19 protein-coding genes are annotated in these 21,213 nt (G+C 62.5%); 12 read left to right on the top strand and 7 right to left on the bottom strand.

What is annotated here, in order from left to right:
• Entirely contained in the window at nucleotides 1-528 is a 528-nt protein-coding gene (locus AAFM92_10520; protein ID MEL7300807.1) for a histidine phosphatase family protein, read from the bottom strand.
• A 78-nt stretch (nucleotides 529-606) separates the two neighbouring features.
• Nucleotides 607-2,709, bottom strand: a complete 2,103-nt coding sequence (locus tag AAFM92_10515) for a calcium-binding protein (GenBank protein MEL7300806.1) — start codon at nucleotides 2,707-2,709, stop codon at nucleotides 607-609.
• A 1,049-nt stretch (nucleotides 2,710-3,758) separates the two neighbouring features.
• On the opposite strand from AAFM92_10515, the gene AAFM92_10510 reads away from it, so the two are divergent.
• The 4 genes from AAFM92_10510 to AAFM92_10495 all read left to right on the top strand — a co-directional run bounded on the left by AAFM92_10510 (nucleotide 3,759) and on the right by AAFM92_10495 (nucleotide 8,077).
• The gene (locus AAFM92_10510) at nucleotides 3,759-4,166 is read left to right on the top strand and encodes a hypothetical protein (protein MEL7300805.1); all 408 of its coding nucleotides are present in this window, start codon (nucleotides 3,759-3,761) and stop codon (nucleotides 4,164-4,166) included.
• Between the two features lie 350 nt (nucleotides 4,167-4,516).
• Nucleotides 4,517-5,269 (top strand): ABC transporter ATP-binding protein, encoded by a 753-nt coding sequence (locus tag AAFM92_10505; GenBank protein MEL7300804.1) that lies wholly within the window; start codon nucleotides 4,517-4,519, stop codon nucleotides 5,267-5,269.
• 3 nt (nucleotides 5,270-5,272) lie between these two features.
• Nucleotides 5,273-6,901 (top strand): putative ABC exporter domain-containing protein, encoded by a 1,629-nt coding sequence (locus AAFM92_10500; GenBank protein ID MEL7300803.1) that lies wholly within the window; start codon nucleotides 5,273-5,275, stop codon nucleotides 6,899-6,901.
• Nucleotides 6,902-7,537: 636 nt separating this feature from the next.
• A complete protein-coding gene (locus tag AAFM92_10495) occupies nucleotides 7,538-8,077 on the top strand; it encodes a hypothetical protein (GenBank protein ID MEL7300802.1) in 540 nt (179 codons plus the stop codon).
• A 214-nt stretch (nucleotides 8,078-8,291) separates the two neighbouring features.
• Here the strand turns inward: AAFM92_10495 and AAFM92_10490 are convergent, their stop codons facing one another.
• Both AAFM92_10490 and AAFM92_10485 read right to left on the bottom strand, forming a co-directional pair.
• Entirely contained in the window at nucleotides 8,292-9,134 is an 843-nt protein-coding gene (locus tag AAFM92_10490; GenBank protein MEL7300801.1) for a DUF481 domain-containing protein, read from the bottom strand.
• 133 nt (nucleotides 9,135-9,267) lie between these two features.
• The gene (locus tag AAFM92_10485; GenBank protein ID MEL7300800.1) at nucleotides 9,268-10,203 is read right to left on the bottom strand and encodes a LysR family transcriptional regulator; all 936 of its coding nucleotides are present in this window, start codon (nucleotides 10,201-10,203) and stop codon (nucleotides 9,268-9,270) included.
• 548 nt (nucleotides 10,204-10,751) lie between these two features.
• On the opposite strand from AAFM92_10485, the gene acs reads away from it, so the two are divergent.
• The 7 genes from acs to AAFM92_10450 all read left to right on the top strand — a co-directional run bounded on the left by acs (nucleotide 10,752) and on the right by AAFM92_10450 (nucleotide 19,304).
• The gene (gene acs / locus AAFM92_10480; protein ID MEL7300799.1) at nucleotides 10,752-12,686 is read left to right on the top strand and encodes an acetate--CoA ligase; all 1,935 of its coding nucleotides are present in this window, start codon (nucleotides 10,752-10,754) and stop codon (nucleotides 12,684-12,686) included.
• 4 nt (nucleotides 12,687-12,690) lie between these two features.
• Nucleotides 12,691-13,308 carry an adenylate kinase gene (locus tag AAFM92_10475; protein MEL7300798.1) on the top strand — a complete coding sequence of 206 codons (618 nt, stop codon included), beginning with the start codon at nucleotides 12,691-12,693 and terminating at the stop codon, nucleotides 13,306-13,308.
• A 66-nt stretch (nucleotides 13,309-13,374) separates the two neighbouring features.
• The gene (locus tag AAFM92_10470) at nucleotides 13,375-13,659 is read left to right on the top strand and encodes a DUF4212 domain-containing protein (protein MEL7300797.1); all 285 of its coding nucleotides are present in this window, start codon (nucleotides 13,375-13,377) and stop codon (nucleotides 13,657-13,659) included.
• Between the two features lie 5 nt (nucleotides 13,660-13,664).
• Nucleotides 13,665-15,449, top strand: a complete 1,785-nt coding sequence (locus AAFM92_10465; protein ID MEL7300796.1) for a sodium:solute symporter family protein — start codon at nucleotides 13,665-13,667, stop codon at nucleotides 15,447-15,449.
• 89 nt (nucleotides 15,450-15,538) lie between these two features.
• A complete protein-coding gene (locus tag AAFM92_10460) occupies nucleotides 15,539-17,359 on the top strand; it encodes a DUF294 nucleotidyltransferase-like domain-containing protein (protein MEL7300795.1) in 1,821 nt (606 codons plus the stop codon).
• A 3-nt stretch (nucleotides 17,360-17,362) separates the two neighbouring features.
• On the top strand, nucleotides 17,363-17,881 hold the full coding sequence (locus AAFM92_10455; protein MEL7300794.1) for a hypothetical protein: 519 nt from the start codon (nucleotides 17,363-17,365) through the stop codon (nucleotides 17,879-17,881).
• A 1-nt stretch (nucleotide 17,882) separates the two neighbouring features.
• Complete coding sequence (locus AAFM92_10450; GenBank protein MEL7300793.1) at nucleotides 17,883-19,304, top strand: 3'-5' exonuclease; 1,422 nt, start codon at nucleotides 17,883-17,885, stop codon at nucleotides 19,302-19,304.
• Between the two features lie 12 nt (nucleotides 19,305-19,316).
• Here the strand turns inward: AAFM92_10450 and AAFM92_10445 are convergent, their stop codons facing one another.
• The 3 genes from AAFM92_10445 to AAFM92_10435 form a co-directional block, all read right to left on the bottom strand.
• The gene (locus AAFM92_10445; GenBank protein MEL7300792.1) at nucleotides 19,317-19,466 is read right to left on the bottom strand and encodes a hypothetical protein; all 150 of its coding nucleotides are present in this window, start codon (nucleotides 19,464-19,466) and stop codon (nucleotides 19,317-19,319) included.
• Nucleotides 19,467-19,770: 304 nt separating this feature from the next.
• Complete coding sequence (locus AAFM92_10440) at nucleotides 19,771-20,085, bottom strand: DUF1801 domain-containing protein (GenBank protein MEL7300791.1); 315 nt, start codon at nucleotides 20,083-20,085, stop codon at nucleotides 19,771-19,773.
• A gap of 43 nt (nucleotides 20,086-20,128) precedes the next feature.
• Nucleotides 20,129-20,917, bottom strand: a complete 789-nt coding sequence (locus AAFM92_10435) for a hypothetical protein (GenBank protein MEL7300790.1) — start codon at nucleotides 20,915-20,917, stop codon at nucleotides 20,129-20,131.
• Here AAFM92_10435 and AAFM92_10430 point away from each other — a divergent pair.
• On the top strand, nucleotides 20,917-21,204 hold the full coding sequence (locus tag AAFM92_10430) for a helix-turn-helix domain-containing protein (protein ID MEL7300789.1): 288 nt from the start codon (nucleotides 20,917-20,919) through the stop codon (nucleotides 21,202-21,204). The genes AAFM92_10435 and AAFM92_10430 overlap by 1 nt on opposite strands.
• The last annotated feature ends 9 nt before the right edge of the window (nucleotides 21,205-21,213 follow it).

Genomic DNA, 21,213 nt, shown 5'->3' with positions numbered 1-21,213 from the left:
TTAGGGCTCGAACGTCCGCCACGCCACCTGCCAGCGCCCGTCCTGCGCCGTGAGAATCGCGATGCTGCCGTAGCGTGTGGGCGAGGCCCCGCCGAGGTCGAGCGCCTCCCACAAGTCGACCAGGTTGCCGACATTTCCGATCCAGATCACTGCTGATCTCTCGGCGGCGTTGACGAGCCGAGTCGAGAGCGTCTCATCGGGCTCCAGAACCTGCGGCGTGAGCCCCAGCGCTGACGCCAGTGGCGCGGCGGTATCCGCGTTGCGGAGAAAATCCGCGTGGTAGATGGCATCAAGAGGCAGGTCCGCGAGCGCATCGGGCAAGACGGCGGCCCGGGCCTGGCCCGTGTCGTTGAGGTCTGTCTCGCCCTGGTTGCGGTCTGCGTGCCGCACGAGGATGAGCATTCCGGTCTCTGGCGGCGCCACCCTTTCCATGAAGGGCGGCGCGTCGTTCGTATGATCGGCTGCGTGCGCTGCCCCAGCGATGAGGAGCAAGACGCCGAGAGCGTGGAAGATGGGCAGCAGGGGCATATTTGAGTTCCGAGAGTACTCTGCACGAAAAAGGGCCGCGAAATGCTCGCGGCCCCCTCTAGAGCGATATGGAGGCGCTTACTCCGACAGCATGCCGACGTCGTAGGCCTGCTCCGGCAGGTTGAGCTGGAACATGAAGACCTGGCCGCCACGGTCCGCTTCCACGGACATGACCTGACCGCCAGACTTCGTGCGGTGCTGGACCACGCCCATCAGGAGCTGTTCGTTCATCGGCACGGAGCCGATGATCTCCTGACGGCCCGTGCCCGCGATCTCATCCATCGTGTAGAAGCTGCCGTCACCCTTCTGGGACAGAAGCGCCGTCAGCGTCCAGGAGCCCGAGAACTCCGAGGTGCGCGGGCGGTCAATGGCCCCGGCAAGAGCGGTGGCACCGGCCTGCGCGCGCGGGCTTTCCGTGCCGCCGGCCATGGCGAGGAAGTAGCCCTTGCCCGGCTCGTTCAGCTGCATGGTCTCGGGGTCGAGCACGAGAGCATACTTGCGCTCGCCGAAGGCGTTGCCGCTGTCTTCGTCAACGATCAGAACGTCGCCGTCGGAACCCTTGACCCAGAGCAGACCGTCGGGGTCGTTGGACTTGGCGAGGCCGTTCTCGTCGGTGGCGTGGGTGCCCATGCCGCCGTGCTTGATGCCCTTATCGCCCACTTCCACCGTCAGCGTGCCGTCGAAGGATGGCAGCGTCCGGATGCTGATGCCCGTAAGCATCTCTGGTAGCGCACCATCGGCGGCCTCAAGTTCAGCGGCCAGGTTCGTCAGCTCAAACGACAGGTAGCCGCCATATTCCGACATAGACTGGACCCAGCGGGTCTTCGTTATGTCGGGGTCCACGGCGGGGTGCTCGGTCTTTGTGTTGCCGTTGAAGAAGAGGTGCCCCTCGGGCTGCTCCTCGTCCTCGGACCACTTGAAGATCTCGGTCGCACCCACGGCCACCGGATTGTCCCAGCCACCCCATTGGTAAGACGTCGGCACGAAGGCCACGTCGAACTGCGTTGGCGCGTCGGGGTTGGCCATGTACTGGTCGGCCAGCTCTTCCTGCGCGGTGGGGTTCTCGAAACCAAGCTCGGCGAGCGTCTCCATGGACGCCGCCACGCCGTAGATCTTGCCGTGCAACAGGCCATTGCGCGCCAGGAACTGGTCACGCTCGTTGGCATCGGCGGCGAGCGGGGTGCCGTCCGCATCCGCGCCCTTGAGGCCGACATAAATCTTGAGCGGCGCGACCGACATGTTCTGGTTGTAGCCAGCGAGCACCATCACGACGTAGTCGGGGTGCTGGGAGTTGATCGGCATGATCTTCTCGTAGCCGGACTGGCCGAGCGCGGGCACTGTGTAGGCCGTCTCATTGGCGATATCGATGGCGATGGACGCCAGCCCCATGCCCATGTTGGTGTCCCAGACGCTGGATACGACATCGCCGTCGTCGTTGCGCAGGTCGAACATGCGCTGGATGTTCCATTCTTCCGCGTTGAACCAGACGTCGTCCGCCGTGCCGATGCCCTCGCCGTACTTGTTGGCGGGCTCGTAGTAGGAGCCGCAGAATGACTGGAAGAAGAAGTCCGCCTTCTGCAACACGAAGTCGGGCGCGAACTCCACAAGCTGACCGTCGGGGCGCGCCTGGTTGCCCCAGACGCCGCCCTCGGCGCGCGGGATGACCTCGTCGCCGAACACGTTGTAGATCGTGCTGAAGAGGTGGCCGGAGCCTTCGAGAATCTCGGAGGCGGCGCTGTCATTGTTCAGGAAATCGGCGAGGCCCGCGCGCTGGTAGTCGAGGTAATGGATGTGCGAGCCGGTGAAGGTCACGCCGGAATTCATCTCCCACGGATAGGTCTCCGTGGACATCGTGGCGTAGGATTCGGACTGGTAGGCCACGCGCACGGTGTCCTCGTCGCGCAGCCACGCGGCGTTGCCATCGGGCCAGCCCGTGAGCGCCATGCCGGTCTGGGCGTCGACCTCACCCACGGTCGCGAGCGCCTTCATGCGGCTCACGAAGGGGAAGTCGATGTCGGCGGACGCGCCGTCCACGATCTCGAACCCATCGCCCGGGGTGCTGGCTTCTGCGACGAGAGCGGTCGTCTCGCCGATTTTGACGAGGTCGTCCTGGGTTTGTGCGACGGCAGTCAGCGCCGTAGTCATGAGCAGTGCCGATGCGAGCGGCAGCGCTTTGGTCATCAATTGTTTGGCAAGGGCCATGGGAATCCTCCAGATAGGCAGATTAAGCGTAGGCCCCGTTTTCTTCAGATTGATGACAGCGCGACAATTTTAGTGAGCACGAAACGAAGCAGCCTCTGACACGCGCAGCGGCTGGCTCATGGGTCGGGCCAGGCTCCAAAGAACTCTCGGCTTCAGCTTGCGTGAGATATCGTGCCCGACCAATCGATCGTCCGAATCCAAAATGATTCTACGCAGCTCAATTGTGCCCCGTCTGCCGAAGATGACTGCAAGGAACTCGTCGACTCATGAGGCGGAAGACAGATGCCTCTACTTTTACGGGGAATCTGAAATGTTTCCTTGAAACGCTACTGCTCTCTGAAGGTCTGCCTTCAGAGAGTTGGTACTGGTATCTCGCACTCGCAGCGGATGTCCGCTTCCCGCCCAGTGCGGGTCTTCCTGTATTTTTCGGCGATCGTACATTTCTCATCGTCGAAGCGGTCCCGCGTGCAGCCGCTGTGGCAGCGCCTCAGCCCTTCTACCTGAAAATCTTGCGGGCGGGAAAAGCGATAGCCTTCCGCAAATTCGGCGCTGATACTCTGCTGCGGATGCACCTCAATTTCGGAAGCAAGACAGCAAAAACTCTTCCTCGAAAGCGCTGTTTGTTCTTTCCAATACAGAACCAAGCCGTGCTGGCGGAGTGGCCAAGATCCTGCCTTAGAGTAGCTTTGCCGGAGGGTGGTATAGTGTAAGGTATGATCCCTCATCATTGGTGAATAATATTCATTACATCAATGAGTTAAGGTATTGACATGTCGGACTTCGTCTCCGCCATAAACTCCATCACAAGGCAACCAAAGCGCACTGCTGCGCCGCCCCCAAAAAGGTGCGCATTGTCGCGTGATTTCGGACGCAGCACCGGTTCTTGCCAGTCTTTTCCGCCATGCACGTACATCCGTGCGCGCTTTGGTGCTTTGCGGCCCCAAGGATAAGGTTCCCAGGTGTTTAAAGAGCCATTGTGCGAGGGACAATTTCTGGGCGGAGGATCCAGGCGCTATGCGGCGCCCCTTGTGGGCTTCGACAAGTACTTCGTCCGGTATCTCGTCAAGTGGTCGGGAGAGAAGTCGATAACTCGCGGCACGGACTTCTGCCGGATGCAGGCGTTCGTAACCTGGCTCGCTGGGCAACCGGATCTCAAATCGCCGGTGAGCACTGCCCGCGCCGCTTGGTGGGACGTAATACTGAAGGACGACCGTTTGGAGATGCGACACCAAGCCCTCCTCGCCTTCTTTAATCTAGCGGGCGCCCGCGCTGGAGCAGCGGGGCAACTCCCCCGGTACATGGCTCACATCTTCCGCAAGACCTTGGCGTGCCGCGGCAAGGATTTCTGCATAAAGATGACGGACCTCGAGGCCTGGTCGATGACCCTCGGCCAAAAACATCTCGCAACCAAGATAGGCTTATGTTTCCCGGAATGACGCGAACTGTATGAGGTGCTGATTGGAAAGCTCTCGCGGACTTGATCCGGGAACGGGACTCATGAAGCCGAGGCAGGGCGTTCATTCTATGCACAGTGTCACAGTCTAGCCCAAGCTGCCGCTAGCCTGACAACCTGATCGTTGCGTGTGCAACCGCAATGTTAGCCTCGCCCAATAAAACGCGGCCTTTTCGATTTCTTATTTACTCCGGACCCGGTGATCGCATGGATCAACGGGCTGGACCTTAGATTTGACATGATCTGGTGCGAGGGACGGAGGGCTTCGCGGTCTTGGCGCAAACGCCAACCCGCTGAACCGTCGGCGAAACGGAGAGTGTTGAGCAAGGGCAGATGATCACAGTCACGAATTTCACCAAGCAGTACAAAGGCTTCACGGCCGTCAAGAACCTCAGCTTCTCGGTCGAACCGGGGCAAATCCTAGGATTGCTCGGGCCCAATGGGGCTGGCAAGACAACCACCCTTCGGACGTTGTCCGGCATTATCCCGCCCAGTTCGGGGCAACTCTTGGTTGCTGGCCACGACGTGGCCCTTGCGCCCATCGAGGCCAAGAAAAACCTTGGCTATATTCCGGATGACCCACGGCTCTTTGACACCATGACGGTTTGGGAGCACCTGGCGTTCACGGCGGCGGCTTACAAAATCGCAGACTTTGAAACGGAAGCCGAAGCGCTTCTTGCGTCGTTTGAGCTCGCACACAAGCGCGATACGCTCGTGCACAACCTCTCCCGGGGGATGCGCCAGAAGGTGGCGATCGCCTGTGCCTTCTTGCACGACCCGAAAGTGATCCTTTTCGATGAACCGCTGACGGGCCTTGATCCTCAAGGGATCCGGGGCATCCAGGAGGCCATCCGTGACCGCGCGCGGGCTGGCGCGGCCATCATTATCAGCTCGCACCTTTTGAGCCTGTTCGAGAATTTGTGCACCCATATCATGGTGCTGAACCTTGGCGAGTGCCGCCGATTTGGCACGATGGAAGACCTGCTGGCCGAGGTTGGCCATACCGACAGCACCTCTGCTCTTGAGGAGGTCTATTTCTCGATCACGCAGGCGTCTGCGCAAAGCCCAGAGACGGCGGTGCTCTAGGTCATGGATGCTGCGCTTTCCCAACTTCTGATATTACGGCTGCGGGGCGGCCTGCGCCAGCGCGTCCTCCAGCTCGCAAGCCTGCGCGGCCTGCTGTTCTCCCTCGCGTTCGGGGGGATCATCTGGTTCTTGATCGCCTCAAACAGTGCCTCGGATGCGGGGCTCTTCGGAACAGGGGCGCTGGACCGGCACGCCATGGGCGCGCAGATCCTGACGTTCATGCCGCTCACCATGCTTGGCCTGTCGCTTCTCACCGTGGTGATGACGACCGGCCCGACGTTCCATTTTTCACCGAATGAGATCAACTTTCTCTTCACCGGGCCGTTTCGCCGAAGGGATCTGATCCATTACAAGTTTGCGGCCTATCTCGCGGGTGTCGCCTTGAGCAGCGTGTTCGTCACGGCCCTCGTGCAGCCGGAGCTGGCATCGATCGTGCCCGTGTTTATCGCCACGCTTCTGACGCTCGTGTTCGTTCAGTTGAACAGCGCCGTGATCAGCATGGTCGGGCATGCGTTCGATGGCAGCCCTTACGCGAAAATAAAATGGTCCGTCCTGGCGGGTCTTGTGGCCATCGGCGCCGCCGGCGCGCTTTATGCCGGGATGTCGCCCGACCTCGGGATTCTCGATCTTCTCGCCGAGTTCAGGCATTCGTGGATCGGGACGATCATCCTGATCCCCTACATCGTGTTTGCCGAGCTTTTCGTGGCGTCCTCGCTGTCCGGCATGGCGCTTTGGGCGCTTGCCGCGATCCTCATCAACGCGGCGCTCTTGCGGGCCGTCATCGTGCTCGACGCGCGCACGACCGATCGCTCCCTCGCCGAGAATGCCCGGCTCAGCAGCCGATGGGAGCGCATCAAGCAAGGCGGATCCTTCTGGGCAACGGAGCGGACCGAGGTGCGCTCCCTGCGTCAGGCGCCCGTACTCGGCGGTATGGGGCCCATCGCCATGCGCCAAGCACTCAACGCCCTGCGGAACGCGCTCAAGCCCATCCTTGTCTTTGCCGGTCTTGCTGCCGCTATCGCGCCTGTGTCTGCGGCATTTGGCACCCCAGTGACGCAAGAACAGACGATGATGATCATCTACATATTCATTGCCTTCATCCTGCCGCGCAATCTGGTGTGTGATTTTCGCGGCGACCTCAGCCGGATGGAAATCTACAAGACTCTGCCCATCGCGCCCTGGCGCATCTGCGCCGGACAGCTCGTCGTCCAGACGCTGCTGGCCTATGGCATCACACTGGTGCTGATCGCGAGTGCGATGGTCTTCGAGGCGCGCATCACCCCGAGCGTTGCCCTGGTCTTGGCGGCCTTCGCGCTTCCGTTGACGTTTCTCATCAATGCGGTCGAGAACACCGTGCATCTTCTCTTCCCGACCAAGCTCGTTGCGATGGGGCGGGCTGACTTCGAATTTCTTGGCCGATCCATTGTCGAGTTCATCGCGAAAACCGTCTTCATCTTCGCCGCGATCGTGGCGTCGCTTGCCGTGGGGCTCGTGGTGTTCAGAATGTTCGGCACCACGTTGATATTGCCAGGATTGGCGAGTTGGCTGACATTGACGGTGCTCGGACTTCTGACACTGGTGGCGATGCAATATGCGTTCCGCCGCTTCGCGGTGGCAGAAACCATCGACTGATGAAGAGTGAGCAACTCCAAGCGAGACGATTTGGCGGATCTTTGAAGTCAAAGCTCGTCATCACGATTGGAGGACGCGGCTTGCCAGCTGGAAGGATGGCGCAGGGATGTGGAACGTCGTCGTGGAATAGCTTCGCGGTATGTTCGCCGAAGGCGCTTGCGCGAGCCTTTGCGTCGGAGGGCGCGTTTGTGCGCGCGGTTCTCGTTTTGCCGGAATACGATGAGGACAAGATCAAGGACATGGTTACCGATCTGGCCAGTCGCGCCTCGTGAGTGACATGGCAGGACATCGCGCTAAAGCTCTCGCGCCACCTGGCGTGGGAATATGATGATTATCATCAATACTGAGCGTGTCGGTGCTGTGCCTGACTTTTATGACGAACAACGTCATGCGTGTGTTTGATAGGGAAGGGAGTGTTTCACCCGTATCAGCGAGACATCTGCAGATTAATCTCCGGGAGGTGCGACCGCATCGCCGGTCAAAGTCTCCGGGGAGCATAAGCTTGTGAACGCATCACCGGTGAAGGTTAGCGCCTTAGCGCTCACTGCGTCTGTGGCAGAGGAGCTGTCTGCCGCGGGCTGGACCTATGTCCCGACGGGACGGAAGTTCCGCGCCGTGCCTTGTGAAGGTGTCAGTGTGATCCTGTCCGTCGGATGGACGTTCAAGGGGTGGTACTGCTATCCGCAGCCGAGCGTCGCAATAGAGAGCAAGACGCTTCGCTCGGCGTTCAGGATCGTTTTTGGACGCAAGGCTGACTATCCGCCCGTGCGCTATCGCTACCAACAGCTGTGGCAGCGAACCAGGCGCGGGATATACCGACCGACCTTCTGGGAGGATGTCACACCCGGGGGGCATCCGGACGAGATGGGACTAGCGGCGATCCCGTCATTCATTCGCGAGCTTGTGGCGGATTATTCCGAGCACATCGCACCGCGACATGACTTCGAGGACGAGGTCAGTTTCCTACGCTCCCTTCCGGACACATTCACGCAGAATGGCTTCCCGATGCAGGCCCCCCTGATGTTCTGCGTGTCTCGGATGGTGTTGGGGGACATGGCTGCAGTCGAGCGCCTGCGCGATGGTGATAAGGTCCCGCCAAACGTTTCCCAGGCTGTCGCGGCGGAATATGACCGAATGGTGAGGCATGCCGAGCGTGTTGCACTGGATCGCCCATGAGGGAAACGGGCGCGGAAGTCCGCGTTCGGTAATTTCCTGCATGGCGCCACGGCCTTCCGCGCCAGCAGCGGCGGGCATTGTAGGCTTCTGAAATCTTGTGGCGGTGCGGGTGGCTGAGCGGCCCGCAATCGAGGGGCGGGTTCGGTGCCGTCGCTGGCCTCGAAAAAAATGAGGCGGATTGCTCCGCCCCAAGGTCACGCGGGAATTCGTGTGTTTAGTTGAACGAGTACACCAGGGAGACACCGAACGTGTTGTCGGTATTCCGCGCGGGCGCGCTCACGTCCGAGGTGTATTCGGTCAGGAGGCTCGTCCGCAGTGCGAGGCTCTCGGTCATCGAGACGTTGATCGCGAGATCGTTGATTAGCTGCTCGTTCGTTTCAGACCAGATGAAGTCCGTGTCGTTGGTGAGAAACACCGTGTCATTCAGCCGTTGTGCGAAGTCTGACGACACACCGAAGGCGCCCTCGCTCACGTCTGCCGAGCCGATGTCGTTGAAATCTGCGAACCGGTAGCCGGGACCAGCCTGAAGCGACCACTGGCGATCGGCTTCGTTGAAGACGCGGTAGCCCGCGCCGAAGGACAGGAATGTGTCGGTCTGGAATTCCGCGTCGGTGGCGTCGTCAAAGGAGCCCTGGAGCTTTGCAAAGCCGAAGGCCACCGGGCTGAAGTCGCGTGAGTACTCGAGGTTGTAGAACAGGCTCTCATCGGCTTCCGAGTCATCATCGTCGGAATAGGCATAGTTGAGCTGAAGCTCGATGCCGTTGGGGCCGGAGACGAAGTTCAGGTCCGTACCGATGCCGATGTTCACGCTTTCGGTGTTGCCGCTTTCGGCGATACCGCGCAGCGCGAAGGAGCCGGTGAAGCCCTGCGGACGGCCCTCGTTGCCGAAGCGATCAAGCTCGCGCTCCGCGTCTTCTTCGATGGCTTCCACAAGGTCTTCGTTCCGCTCGCCTGCCACGGAGTCGCGGCCCGTGAGCGTTTGAGCCGTAGCCGATGCAGCCGACAGCGCCGAAATAAGAGCAAGTACGCCCACACCGAGTTTGAGTTCTTTTTTCATGGGTCTTTCCTTTCCCAAAGAAGTCTGACCCGTCCTCTGAGGGCGGGAGCATTTCTGCTGAACCGGGAATTAGGAACAGTGGATGATCAAGAGAAATTCAAAATAATTAGGTATGACGCGATTTATTCTCATGTCATTCGAATTGGTCAACGTTACCAAGAACTTCCACGAGGTTGCCCGCGCTGATCTCGGCGAGATCAGCGATCACCGCGCTTTGCTCCGCGTCAATCTGTGTTTGGATTGCCACAAGGGACGCCTCCGCCGTCGCCCGCACGTCCGCATCGAGGTCATCGCGCCAGATCGACCAGACGGGATAGGGGAAGCGCGGTGCATCTGGCACGAGGTGAAGGCGGCCTTCGTCCAGGTAGCGCTTGATGTATCGCGCGGGCATATACGCCGCCGCTTGGCGCCGCACGACATACTCTGCGCCGAGTGCGCCGAGCGAGAGCGTCAGCCCCGGGTTCGTGAGCTCTGGCAAGGCGAGCGCATGGGCGTGCACGAATTCTGGCCCCCAATCGACGAAGACATAGTGCTCGGCAATCCCCGCGAGATCCGCCTCGAAGGACGCCGCAAGGACGAGCTCCTCGTCGAGCACCTTGCGGGCGCTCAGACCCGGTCGGAGCTGAGGGCTGTAGAGCAGGCCGATCTGCACCATGCCCTCCACCAGGAGCCGCGTCACGCGATCAGGCATGCCGAGCTCGGCGCGGATATTGAGCGTTGGCATGGCGCTCTGCATCTCATCAATCCACCTGAACCCGAGGCGCGGCCAAAGCGAGTATTGAGCCCCGATGGTCAGGGATTTCGTATAGCCTTCTGGCACACCGATCTGTTGCCGGGCCTCTTCCCAGATCTTCACGAGGGAAAGCGCGTAGCGCTCGAATTCCCGGCCGGCCGGCGTCAGATCCGCGCCCGTTTTCGAGCGCGTGAAGAGCTGCTTGCCGAGCGCATCCTCAAGCCGCTGCACCCTGAGACTGATGGCCGATTGTGTGACGAAGAGCCGTTCGCTCGCATTGACGAACGAGCCGGTGGCGGCGACTTCCAGAAAGGTTCGGATCAGGACGATATCCATGCCGTGCTCCCATGGGCGCTACTGCATTTGAATGCTTTTGATATGCGCACTGCCGGGGAAAAGAAATCGCCTGCCTGTCTCACTAGCGGCCAAAGCCGCTTCTCCGTCCGTGGCCTTAGGGCTGAGGAGGGCCAGTGAGCCGGCGGATGCAGGGTGCTGGCGTTGCTTTGCGCGACGAGACTTTCGAAAGCTCACGAGCTTGGCAGAATCGGGGCCATTGATTCGCGTTAAACGTGTGCGACTGCCGTCGAGGGAGCGCGGTATGCCATTGTATGCGTCAACTTGCCTCACGACACATTTTCAGGCGACGCGCCCAATCTGCATGCACTTGTATACCGAATTGACGCCACGGCACCTGCTAAGTGTCTAGAAAACCGGCGCGTTTGCAGTTTGTAAATCTTAAAATGTGGATTTGTGAATTTCCTTTCCGAACATGATCTAGATCAAGTCGGACGACGTCGAAAACGCCGATACCTCTGTATGCTTAGCCAAGGTCGCAAGTGGGCGGATGACCCATAACGCCCGCCGACCGCGTAGGAGGATACCCGATGGCACCCAAAGATATCAGCGCCCGCACCCCCCATGTGGGCCCCGCCGAATACACCCATAAGTATGCCTTGTCCGTCTCCGATCCCGATCGCTTTTGGGCCGGGGAGGCGCATCGGATCGACTGGATCAAGCCCTTCACCAAGGTGAAAAACGCATCCTTCGAGCCCGGCAACGTCGATATCCGCTGGTTCGAGGACGGCACGCTGAACGTCGCCGCGAACTGCATCGACCGTCACCTCTCCACCCGCGGCGATCAGACGGCCATCATCTGGGAGCCCGACGACCCTACGACGGACGCGCCGCTCCACATCACCTACCGTGACCTCCACGCCTCCGTCTGCCGCATGGCAAACGTGCTCAAGGGCTTGGGTGTCTCGAAGGGCGACCGGGTCATCCTCTACCTCCCGATGATCCCGGAAGCCGCCTATGCGATGCTCGCCTGCGCGCGCATCGGCGCGATCCATTCCATTGTGTTTGCTGGTTTCTCCCCGGACGCCCTCGCGGCGCGGGTCCAAGGCTGTGACGCCAAGCTCGTCATCACCGCGGATTTCGCGCCGCGGGGCGGACGAGAAACGCCGCTCAAGGCCAATGCTGACAAGGCGCTCGCCACCTGCGGCGACGATGTCCAGTGCCTCGTGGTCAAACGCACGGGGGGCGAGATCGTCTGGAACGACCGCGACCGCGACTACACCGCGCGCGCGGAGGAGGCCTCCGCCGAATGCGAGCCTGAGGAGATGAACGCAGAGGACCCGCTCTTCATCCTCTACACCTCTGGCTCCACGGGCCAGCCGAAGGGTGTGGTGCATACGACGGGGGGGTATCTCGTATATGCTTCGCTCACGCACGAGGTCGTCTTCGACTACCAGGAGGGCGACGTCTTCTGGTGCACCGCCGATGTCGGCTGGGTCACGGGCCACAGCTACATCGTCTATGGTCCCCTCGCGAATGGCGCGACGACCGTGATGTTCGAGGGCGTGCCGACCTACCCGGATGCGGGCCGCTTCTGGGAGGTCTGCGCCAAGCACCAGGTCAACCAATTCTATACCGCGCCCACGGCGATCCGCGCGCTCATGGGCCAGGGGACGGAGTGGGTCGAGAAGCACGATCTCTCCTCGCTTCGCGTGTTGGGCACGGTGGGCGAGCCCATCAATCCGGAGGCGTGGAACTGGTACAACGATGTCGTGGGCCAAGGCCGCTGCCCCATCGTCGATACGTTCTGGCAGACGGAGACAGGCGGGCACATGCTCACGCCGCTCCCCTATGCCACGACACTCAAGCCCGGCGCGGCGCAGCAGCCCTTCTTCGGCGTGCAGCCTGTCGTGCTCGAGCCGACCTCCGGCGAGGTGATCGAGGGCAACGGCGTCCAAGGCGTCCTTTGCATGAAGGACAGCTGGCCCGGGCAGATGCGCACCGTCTGGGGCGATCACGCGCGCTTCGAGAAGACGTATTTCAGCGACTACAAAGGCTACTACTTCTCGGGCGACGGCTGCCGCCGCGACGAGGATGGCGATTACTGGATCACGGGGCGCGTCGATGACGTCATCAACGTCTCCGGCCACCGCATGGGCACGGCGGAGGTTGAATCCGCGCTCGTGGCCCATGCCAAGGTCGCCGAGGCGGCCGTCGTCGGCTACCCCCATGATGTGAAGGGGCAGGGGATCTACGCCTATGTCACCCTCATGGGCGGGGAAGAGCCGTCGGACGCGCTCCGCAAGGAGCTCGAGACCTGGGTCCGCGCCGAGATCGGCCCGATCGCCAAGCCCGATCTCATCCAGTGGGCGCCGGGCCTGCCTAAAACGCGCTCCGGCAAGATCATGCGCCGCATCCTGCGCAAGATCGCCGAGGACGATTTCGGCGCGCTGGGCGACACGTCCACGCTCGCCGATCCGTCGGTCGTCGACGATCTCATCGCCAACCGCATGAACCGGGTGTAGGGCCATGGACGGAACGACCACCCCTTCGCGCACAGTCAACCTCATCCTTCTCGGGCCTCCGGGCGCCGGGAAGGGAACGCAGGCCGAGCGCCTCGTGGAGGCTCATGGCATGGTGCAGCTTTCCACCGGCGAGATGCTTCGCGAGGCCAAGGCCTCGGGCACGGACATGGGCCGCAAGGTGGCGGAGGTCATGGATTCAGGCGGCCTCGTCACCGACGAGATCGTCATCGGCCTCATCGAGGAGAAGCTCACGACCGTAGAGGCCAAAGGCTTCATCTTCGACGGCTTCCCGCGCACGCTCGCCCAGGCCGACGCTTTGGGCGCTCTTCTCGACCGCACGGGCCAGACACTCGATGCCGTCATCGAGCTACAGGTCGACGATGATGCTCTCGTGGGCCGCATCGTGGGCCGCGCGGAAGAGGCGCGCGCCGCGGGCAAGCCCGTGCGCGCGGACGACAACGAGGAGAGCCTGAAGCTCCGCCTCATGGAGTACTACAAGAAGACCGCGCCCCTCATCGGCTACTACCATGCCAAGGGGCTTTTGCGCGGCGTCGACGGCATGGGGGCCATCGACGAGATCGCCGACGCTCTCTCAGACATCACGACATCCGTCGCGGCCTGACCCGGGCCGCGACACTACGCATGGCGCACGCGTGCGCCCAACAAGACAACCTAGGAGGATCGCCCCATGGCGGAACAATCAACATCAACAACCGATGTGGGACAGGAGGCCAGAGGATACTGGGCCACGAACCTGCGCATCATCACAGTGTGCCTGGTGATCTGGGCGCTTGTTTCGTTCGGGTTCGGCATCGTGCTGCGCCCGCTTCTGGCGGGCATCCCCGTGGGGGGCACGGATCTCGGCTTTTGGTTCGCCCAGCAAGGCTCCATCCTCGTCTTTCTGGCGCTGATCTTCTTCTACGCCTGGCGGATGAACCGGCTCGACCGTGAACACGGCGTGGACGAGGAGTAATCGCCATGGATCAGTTTACACTCAACCTTCTCTTTGTGGGCGCGTCGTTTGCGCTCTACATCGGGATCGCCGTCTGGGCCCGCGCGGGCTCGACGTCTGAATTCTATGCTGCGGGCCGGGGCGTTCACCCCGTCACCAACGGCATGGCCACCGCGGCGGACTGGATGTCCGCGGCGTCCTTCATCTCCATGGCCGGCCTCATCGCCTTCACGGGCTATGACAACTCGTCCTTCCTCATGGGCTGGACGGGCGGTTACGTGCTTCTCGCACTCCTGCTGGCGCCCTACCTGCGCAAGTTCGGCAAGTTCACGGTGTCCGAGTTCATCGGCGACCGGTTCTATTCGAAGACCGCGCGCATGGTGGCGGTGATCTGTCTGCTCGTGGCCTCCATCACCTACGTGATCGGCCAGATGCAGGGCGTGGGCATCGCCTTTGGCCGCTTCCTCGAGATCGATGCCTTCTGGGGTCTGATGATCGGCGCCGTGGTGGTGTTCGCCTACGCGGTGTTCGGCGGCATGAAGGGCGTGACCTACACGCAGGTCGCACAGTATTGCGTGCTCATCACGGCCTACACGATCCCGGCCGTCTTCATCTCGCTCCAGCTCACGGGCAACCCGATCCCGGCGCTCGGTCTCTTCGGCACGACGGAAGGCGGCGAGCCGCTTCTCGCCACGCTCGACCAGATCGTCACCGATCTGGGCTTCCGCGAATACACGGCGGCCCATGGCTCCACGATCAACATGGTGCTCTTCACGCTGTCGCTCATGATCGGCACGGCGGGTCTGCCCCACGTGATCATGCGCTTCTTCACGGTGCCCAAGGTGTCTGACGCGCGCTGGTCTGCTGGCTGGACGCTTGTCTTCATCGCGCTTCTCTACCTGACGGCCCCGGCCGTGGGAGCCATGGCGCGCCTCAACATCTCCGAACTGATGTGGCCCAATGGCACGGATGCCGCGGCGGTGAGCGTCGAGCAGATCGAGACAGATCCGGAATATGCGTGGATGGCCACGTGGCAGAAGACCGGGCTTCTCGACTGGGAAGACAAGAACGGCGACGGCCTCATCCAGTACTACAACGACGGCAATGCCGATCTTCAGGCGCGGGCCGAGGCGAACGGTTGGGCGGGCAACGAGCTCACCAACTTCAACCGTGACATCCTCGTGCTGGCCAACCCGGAGATCGCCAACCTGCCTGGTTGGGTGATCGGCCTCGTGGCAGCGGGCGGCCTTGCGGCGGCACTCTCCACCGCGGCTGGCCTCCTGCTCGCCATCTCCTCGGCGGTGTCCCATGACCTTCTCAAGGGTCAGCTGACGCCGAACATGTCCGAGAAGAACGAGCTTCTGGCGGCGCGCATCTCGATGGCGGCAGCCATCGTGGTGGCGGTGCTTCTGGGCCTCAACCCGCCGGGCTTTGCTGCGCAGACCGTGGCACTTGCCTTCGGCCTCGCCGCGGCGTCCATCTTCCCGGCACTGATGATGGGGATCTTCTCGACCCGCATCAACAATACCGGTGCGGTTGCGGGCATGCTCGCGGGCCTCGTGGTGACGCTCGTCTACATCTTCCTGCACAAGGGCTGGTTCTTCATCCCGGACACCAACACCTTCACCGACGCTGATCCGCTTCTCGGGCCGGTCAAGTCCACCTCCTTCGGTGCCATCGGCGCGCTGGTCAACTTCTCGGTGGCCTACATCGTTGCCGGCATGACCAAGGAGACCCCGCAGGAGATCAAGGATCTCGTCGAGAGCGTGCGTATCCCGCGCGGCGCCGGCGCGGCCGTGGACGGCCACTAATCGGCCGATGCGGCCCTGAGGCTGCATATCGACACTGTCCTGCCCGGGTTTCCCTCGGGCAGGACGTTTCAATTCAAGGGGCCCGCGCCATGGCGCTATCCGCCGACCTCACCCATTTCCTCGCCTCCGTGCATCCCTATGACAGCTTGCCCGAGGCGGCGCTGAAATCGCTCTCCGAGATGTGCGAGGCGCGCGATTTCGCGGCGGGGGAGGCGGTCTTCTCCCTGGGAGACGATGTGCCCGGGCTCTTTGTCATCGCCGAGGGCGAAGTCGAGGTCACCGACGAGACGGATGTCCAGCTGTCGCTCCTCGGCCCCCGGAATTCCTTTGGCGAGCGCGCGCTTCTGCGCGGCGATGCCGCCACCCGCACCGCGACGGCCACGCGGCCCGCGCGGACGATCATGGTCCCCTCCGCGGCCTTCTTCGCGCTCATCGAGGACCACGGGCAGGTCCGCAAGTTCTTCAACCGCCGTCGGCCAAAGCGCGCAGAGGCCACTGATCTGGGCACGATGCCCGTGGAGCGGCTCATGACGCGGGAGGTCATCGCCTGCACGCCCGAGACGCCCATCCGGGAGGCCGCGCGGCTCATGGACGAGCGCCGGATCTCCGCGATCTGCGTGCAGGATGCGGCGGGCTTTTCGGGGATCATGACGCTACGTGATCTCAACAGCCGCGTCGTCGTGGCCGGGGAGAGCCCGGAGGCGCCGGTGTCCTCGATCATGACGGAAAACCCCCTCGCGCTCGGGCCCAATGCCCTCGTAACAGACGTCCTGCATCTCATGGTCGAAAAGCGCATCGGGCATATCCCGATCGTGGACGGCGGGAAGCTCCTCGGCATCGTCACGCAGACGGATCTGACGCGGGCGCAGGCGCTTTCCTCCGCCGATCTCGTGGGACGCATTGCAAAGGCCGCGGATGCGGGCGAAATGGCGCTTGCCACCGCCGAGATTCCGCAGCTTCTCGTGCAACTCGTGGAAGCGGGCAACCGACACGAGGTCGTCACCCGCCTCATCACCGACATCGCCGATACCGCCACGCGGCGCCTTCTGGCGCTGGCGGAAGAGACGCTCGGCCCACCGCCCTGCGCCTATCTCTGGCTCGCCTGCGGCTCCCAAGGCCGACAGGAGCAGACGGGCATCTCGGACCAGGACAATTGCCTGATCCTGAGCGACGACGTGCAGCCCGAGAACATGGACTATTTCAAGCGCCTCGCCGAATTCGTCTCCCAAGGGCTCGACCGCTGCGGATATTTCTTCTGCCCGGGCGACATGATGGCCACGAACCCGCGCTGGTGCCAGCCTTTGCGCGTGTGGCGGGAGTATTTCATGGGCTGGATCGCCAAGCCCAACCCGGAGGCGCAGATGCTCGCCTCCGTCATGTTCGATCTGCGGCCCATCGGCGGGGAGGAGAGCCTTTTCGACGGGCTGCGCAAGGCGACGCTGGAAGCCGCCTCGAAGAACTCGATCTTCACCGCGCACATGGTCGCCAATTCGCTCAAGCACCAACCGCCGCTGGGGCTCCTGCGCGGGCTGGCCACCATCCGTTCGGGCGAGCACCGCAATGCGCTCGATCTCAAGCACAGCGGGGTTGTCCCCGTCGTGGATCTCGGCCGCATCTATGCGCTTCAGGGGCAACTGACGGCGGCGAATACACGCGCGCGGCTCGACGCGGCCATCGCGGCGGGGACGGTTTCGAAATCCGGCGGGGCGGACCTCCTCGACGCCTATGACCACATCGCCACCACACGCCTCGAACACCAGGCCGCGCAGGTAAAGGCGGGCGGGAAACCCACGAACTACCTCGATCCATCCGCGCTGTCGGATTTCGAAAGGAGCCACCTGCGCGACGCCTTCGTCGTTGTCAAAACCATGCAGTCCGCGGCAGGCTCGGGCAAAGGGACGCTAGGATAAGCCATGTTCATCGAACTCATCGCCACGATCTTTGCAGGCATCGCCTGTGCCGGGATCGCCATGGTCCTCAACATCCTGACGGGCAAACGCCTGCCGCGCTGGATCATGCCCGTGGCCGCCGGGGCAGGGATGCTCGGGATGACGATCTCGAACGAATACACGTGGTACGAGCGGACGGCGGCCCAGCTCCCCGAGGGTGTGAGCGTCGCGCAGACCGTGGAAGAGCAGAGCTGGGTCCGCCCGTGGACACAGATCTGGCCCTACACGAAGCGCTTCGTGGCCGTCGACGTGGGCACGCGGCGCACCAACGAGAACCTGCCCGATCAGGCGCTTGCGGATCTCTACTTCTTCGGGCGATGGTCTCCGGTAAACCAGGCGCCCATGCTCTTTGATTGCGCAGCAGGGCGCTCGGCCCTTCTCATCGATGGGGCGACATTCTCGGATACAGGCGAGATCACCGATGCCACCTGGCAGGACCTGCCCGCAGGCGATCCGATCCTGACTTTGGCTTGCGAGGCATGACATGGCCGAGCGTCTCGGCCTCCGCATAAGGGTCTTCCTCTTCTTCGGCCTCCTCGCCGGGGGCGGGGCCGCCCTTGCGGCGGGTGCGCTCGCCTTCGGCTGGTCGCGCGCGGGGCCGGAGGCTGCCTCCGCCCCTTTCGTCACCGCCTTTCTGCTCTTCGCATTCCTGAATACCGGGCTCATCGTCGGTATCTGGCTCCTCTTCGACGAGAACGTGGCCAAGCCCATCGACAAGCTCTCCGCCAAGCTTCGCCTCCGCGCGCTATCGGGCGAAAGCGCGGAAATCGGCGCCGGTGACGCGCCCTATCTGGGCGATCTCGCTCCGGCGGCCGGGGCGCTTTCCGAGAATGCCCAAAGCTCTCTCGAAGACACCGCGCGGCGCGTGGCCCGCGAGACGGAGAAACTCACCTCCGAGAGCGAACGGCTCACGGCGCTTCTCACCGAAATCCCCATCGCGACGATCCTCCTCAATCCCGCGCGGGAGATCGTGCTCTACGACGGGCAGGCAGCGGAGGTCTTGTCCGGCATCGGCACACCCCGGCTCAAGGCTCCGATCCACGATTACTTCGAACCGGAGAGCCTCGATGAGGCGATCGCCGCATTGTCCGACGAGCTCTCGGAAGTCCCTTTCGAGCTCAAAGCCGAGACCACGACCCTTAAGGCGCGGCTCAAGGCGCTCGGCACCGACGGGCACCTGATCTTCATCGATGCCCCGCCGGAACCCGTGGCCGCCATCGCAGCCCGGCCCCTCGTCTTTGACTTCGATCTCATGAAGACGGCGTCCGCGCCCCTCGACATGCAGAACCGCCCCCTGCGCGATCTCTGCTTCGTCGTCGTCGATCTCGAGACGACGGGGCTTTCCGTAAAGGACGATGCCATCATCCAGATGGCCGCGGTGCGTATCGTGGGGGGAGAAATCGTACCGGGCGAGGAATTCGCCACCTATGTCGATCCGGGGCGCACAATCCCACCCGCCTCCACGCGCATTCACAAGATCTCGGACAAGGACGTGGCCGGCGCGCCGCTGATCTGCGACGCCGGGCGCAGGCTACATCATTTCGCGCGGGATGCCGTATTAGTGGCCCACAATGCGCCGTTCGATCTCGGACTGCTGAAGCGGCACGAAGCGGAGATCGGCGCGCGCTGGGATCACCCGGTGCTCGATACCGTGCTCCTGTCGGCTGTGGCCTTCGGCACGACGGAGGAACATTCCCTCGACGGACTGTGCGAGCGGCTCGCCATCACCATTCCGCCTGAAGACCGGCACAGCGCGCTCGGGGATGCAAAAGCCACCGCGCACGCGCTCGTTAAGCTGCTCAAGATGCTCGAGGCACGGGGGCTCGAAGACTTCGCCCGCCTCCAGCCCGAGATCGACAGGCAGGCCCGGCGCTTCTACAGCCGTGCCGAGGCGGCGACCGGGTAACGTCGCACGCCCTCAGTCGCGCCGGCGAATGATGGATTTTCGGTCATGCTCCGCCCGGACCCGCGCCGCATAGCGCCGGTCCCGCTGGGCCTGGCCCACGACGATCCAGGCGATGAAGAGCATGAAGTTGACGATGGACAAAACCGTGATGAGGAAATCCATAGCCTTGTCTCCTTTGTGCCTGCCACAAGCGGGAGATAGCGCGAAGAGGATTTATGGCTCGTTGATTTTCAGTGATGGGCGCGAGGCGGCGCAGCCGCCACACGCAGAAAGCCCATCAATCCGTGCATCAAAGGGGGGCCAGCGCAGCAGTTTCCTGACGCGATTTCAGCGCTTTACTCGCGACGTCCGGGGCGGCGGATCGCGCCTGCGAAGGGAAGAGTCGCATTTCCAGATCCGCCATGCGCTTCGTGAGCTCAATCAGGGGACGCCTCAGGCCCCGAAGAGCGAACAAACTGCTTGAGGCCTAGCCGGCCTTGCAGAGATCGAGCGCGACGGCTTGCCGTATGAAATCGGCGATCGCCTCTTCAGGGTAGGTCTCGAGTTTCGACACTCTGACAGTCCTCGACCGTTTTCCCGACCCGGTGAGCGTTCCGTGCCGGTCTTCAAAGCTCGCACCATAGGTGAACGAAAAGGTGATACCTGTTTTGGTAGGGCTGATCGCGACGATGTCTCGCTTCACGGTGTAGACAGGCACCGAGTAGTATTTCTCAGAGCCACCACGCATCCGGCGCGGCGCTTGGGGCCCGACTTCGGACATCTGCTCACAAAACCGCTCCACGATTGCCCTGTGCTGAGGCTGTACGCGCGTTTGCAAGAATTCATCATAGTCCGTGTCCATGCCGTGAGCTTGCCAAGTTTTTCATCTGCAGTCGAACCCTGCCGACGTTGCATCGCAGGACACATTGCAGCCCTCGATCACCGCGCAGCATCATGCGGATTTGCTCGAGACTTCCCCGGAAGGACGGTCCCTTTCTTTCGAAGACTGCCTGACTTCTGAGGGGCAGTGGCGATTGACGAATGCCCGCCCGGTCGGATCCGAAGAATACGGAGTCTGGAGCGGCCACATGAGCTTGAAGGCGGGGACGTGTGAGCTCCCGCGTTTCGCGTTTCATTGTCTCGCGATCCTTCCTGGTGGGGATTTCAAGTTCGAGCTGCGAGGCGGCGAGGAGATCCGGGTCCCCGAGAAATGCGCGCCGGAAGACCTCCTGTTTTTCCCCGCGCACCACAGGTTGCGCGCCGTTCTGCCGGATCCAAGCACGCTCGCGGATATACCCACCAAGGGGCGGACCAGCGGCGCGGGTGGATCCTGCTTCCGGCTTCTTCTTCCCACCAAGCACCCCGAAACGGTGTCCATGGACTACCCGGAAGACGAACGCGAAAGCCTGATGAGAGCTTTCGTGGGGCGCCCCACCAAGAATTTCCGCCTTCTGGCACGCATGCTGCGGCTCGAGTTCGATCAAGACGCCAGCGGCGGCAGGCAGATGCTCGATGCGCTCACGGATGCGCTCTTGGTGGAGCTTTTGCGCCTCCCGCACAGCTCGCGACTGAGCAGTCTCCACTTTGCGTCGCTCACCGATGAGCAGATCTCGAAAGCGCTCAAACCCGTCCAATCCAGCGTGGACGGGTCGATCAGACTGGGCGACATCGCCGCGCAGCTCTCTCTCCCCCCTTCACGTTCACCCGCCGCGTCAAAGCGACCTTCGGGGTCACGCCATCCAAGCACCTGTTGGAGCTTCGCCTCGAGAGGGTCAAAGCACTGCTCGTGGACACCGATCTTTCCATTGCCCGGATTTCTTATGAGTGCGGGTTCTCCTCCCAGGCACATCTCACGACACGCTTCTCGGAGGCGTTTGGGCTGACGCCGGCAAAATACCGAAGGGCGCATCAAAGGCGGTAGTTCGCCTTG

It is taken from the genome of Pseudomonadota bacterium, from assembly GCA_038533575.1.
GTDB lineage: Bacteria > Pseudomonadota > Alphaproteobacteria > Rhodobacterales > Rhodobacteraceae > Shimia_B.
The sequence above is the reverse complement of the archived record's forward strand: the minus strand, read 5'-3'. Positions and strand labels throughout refer to the sequence as shown.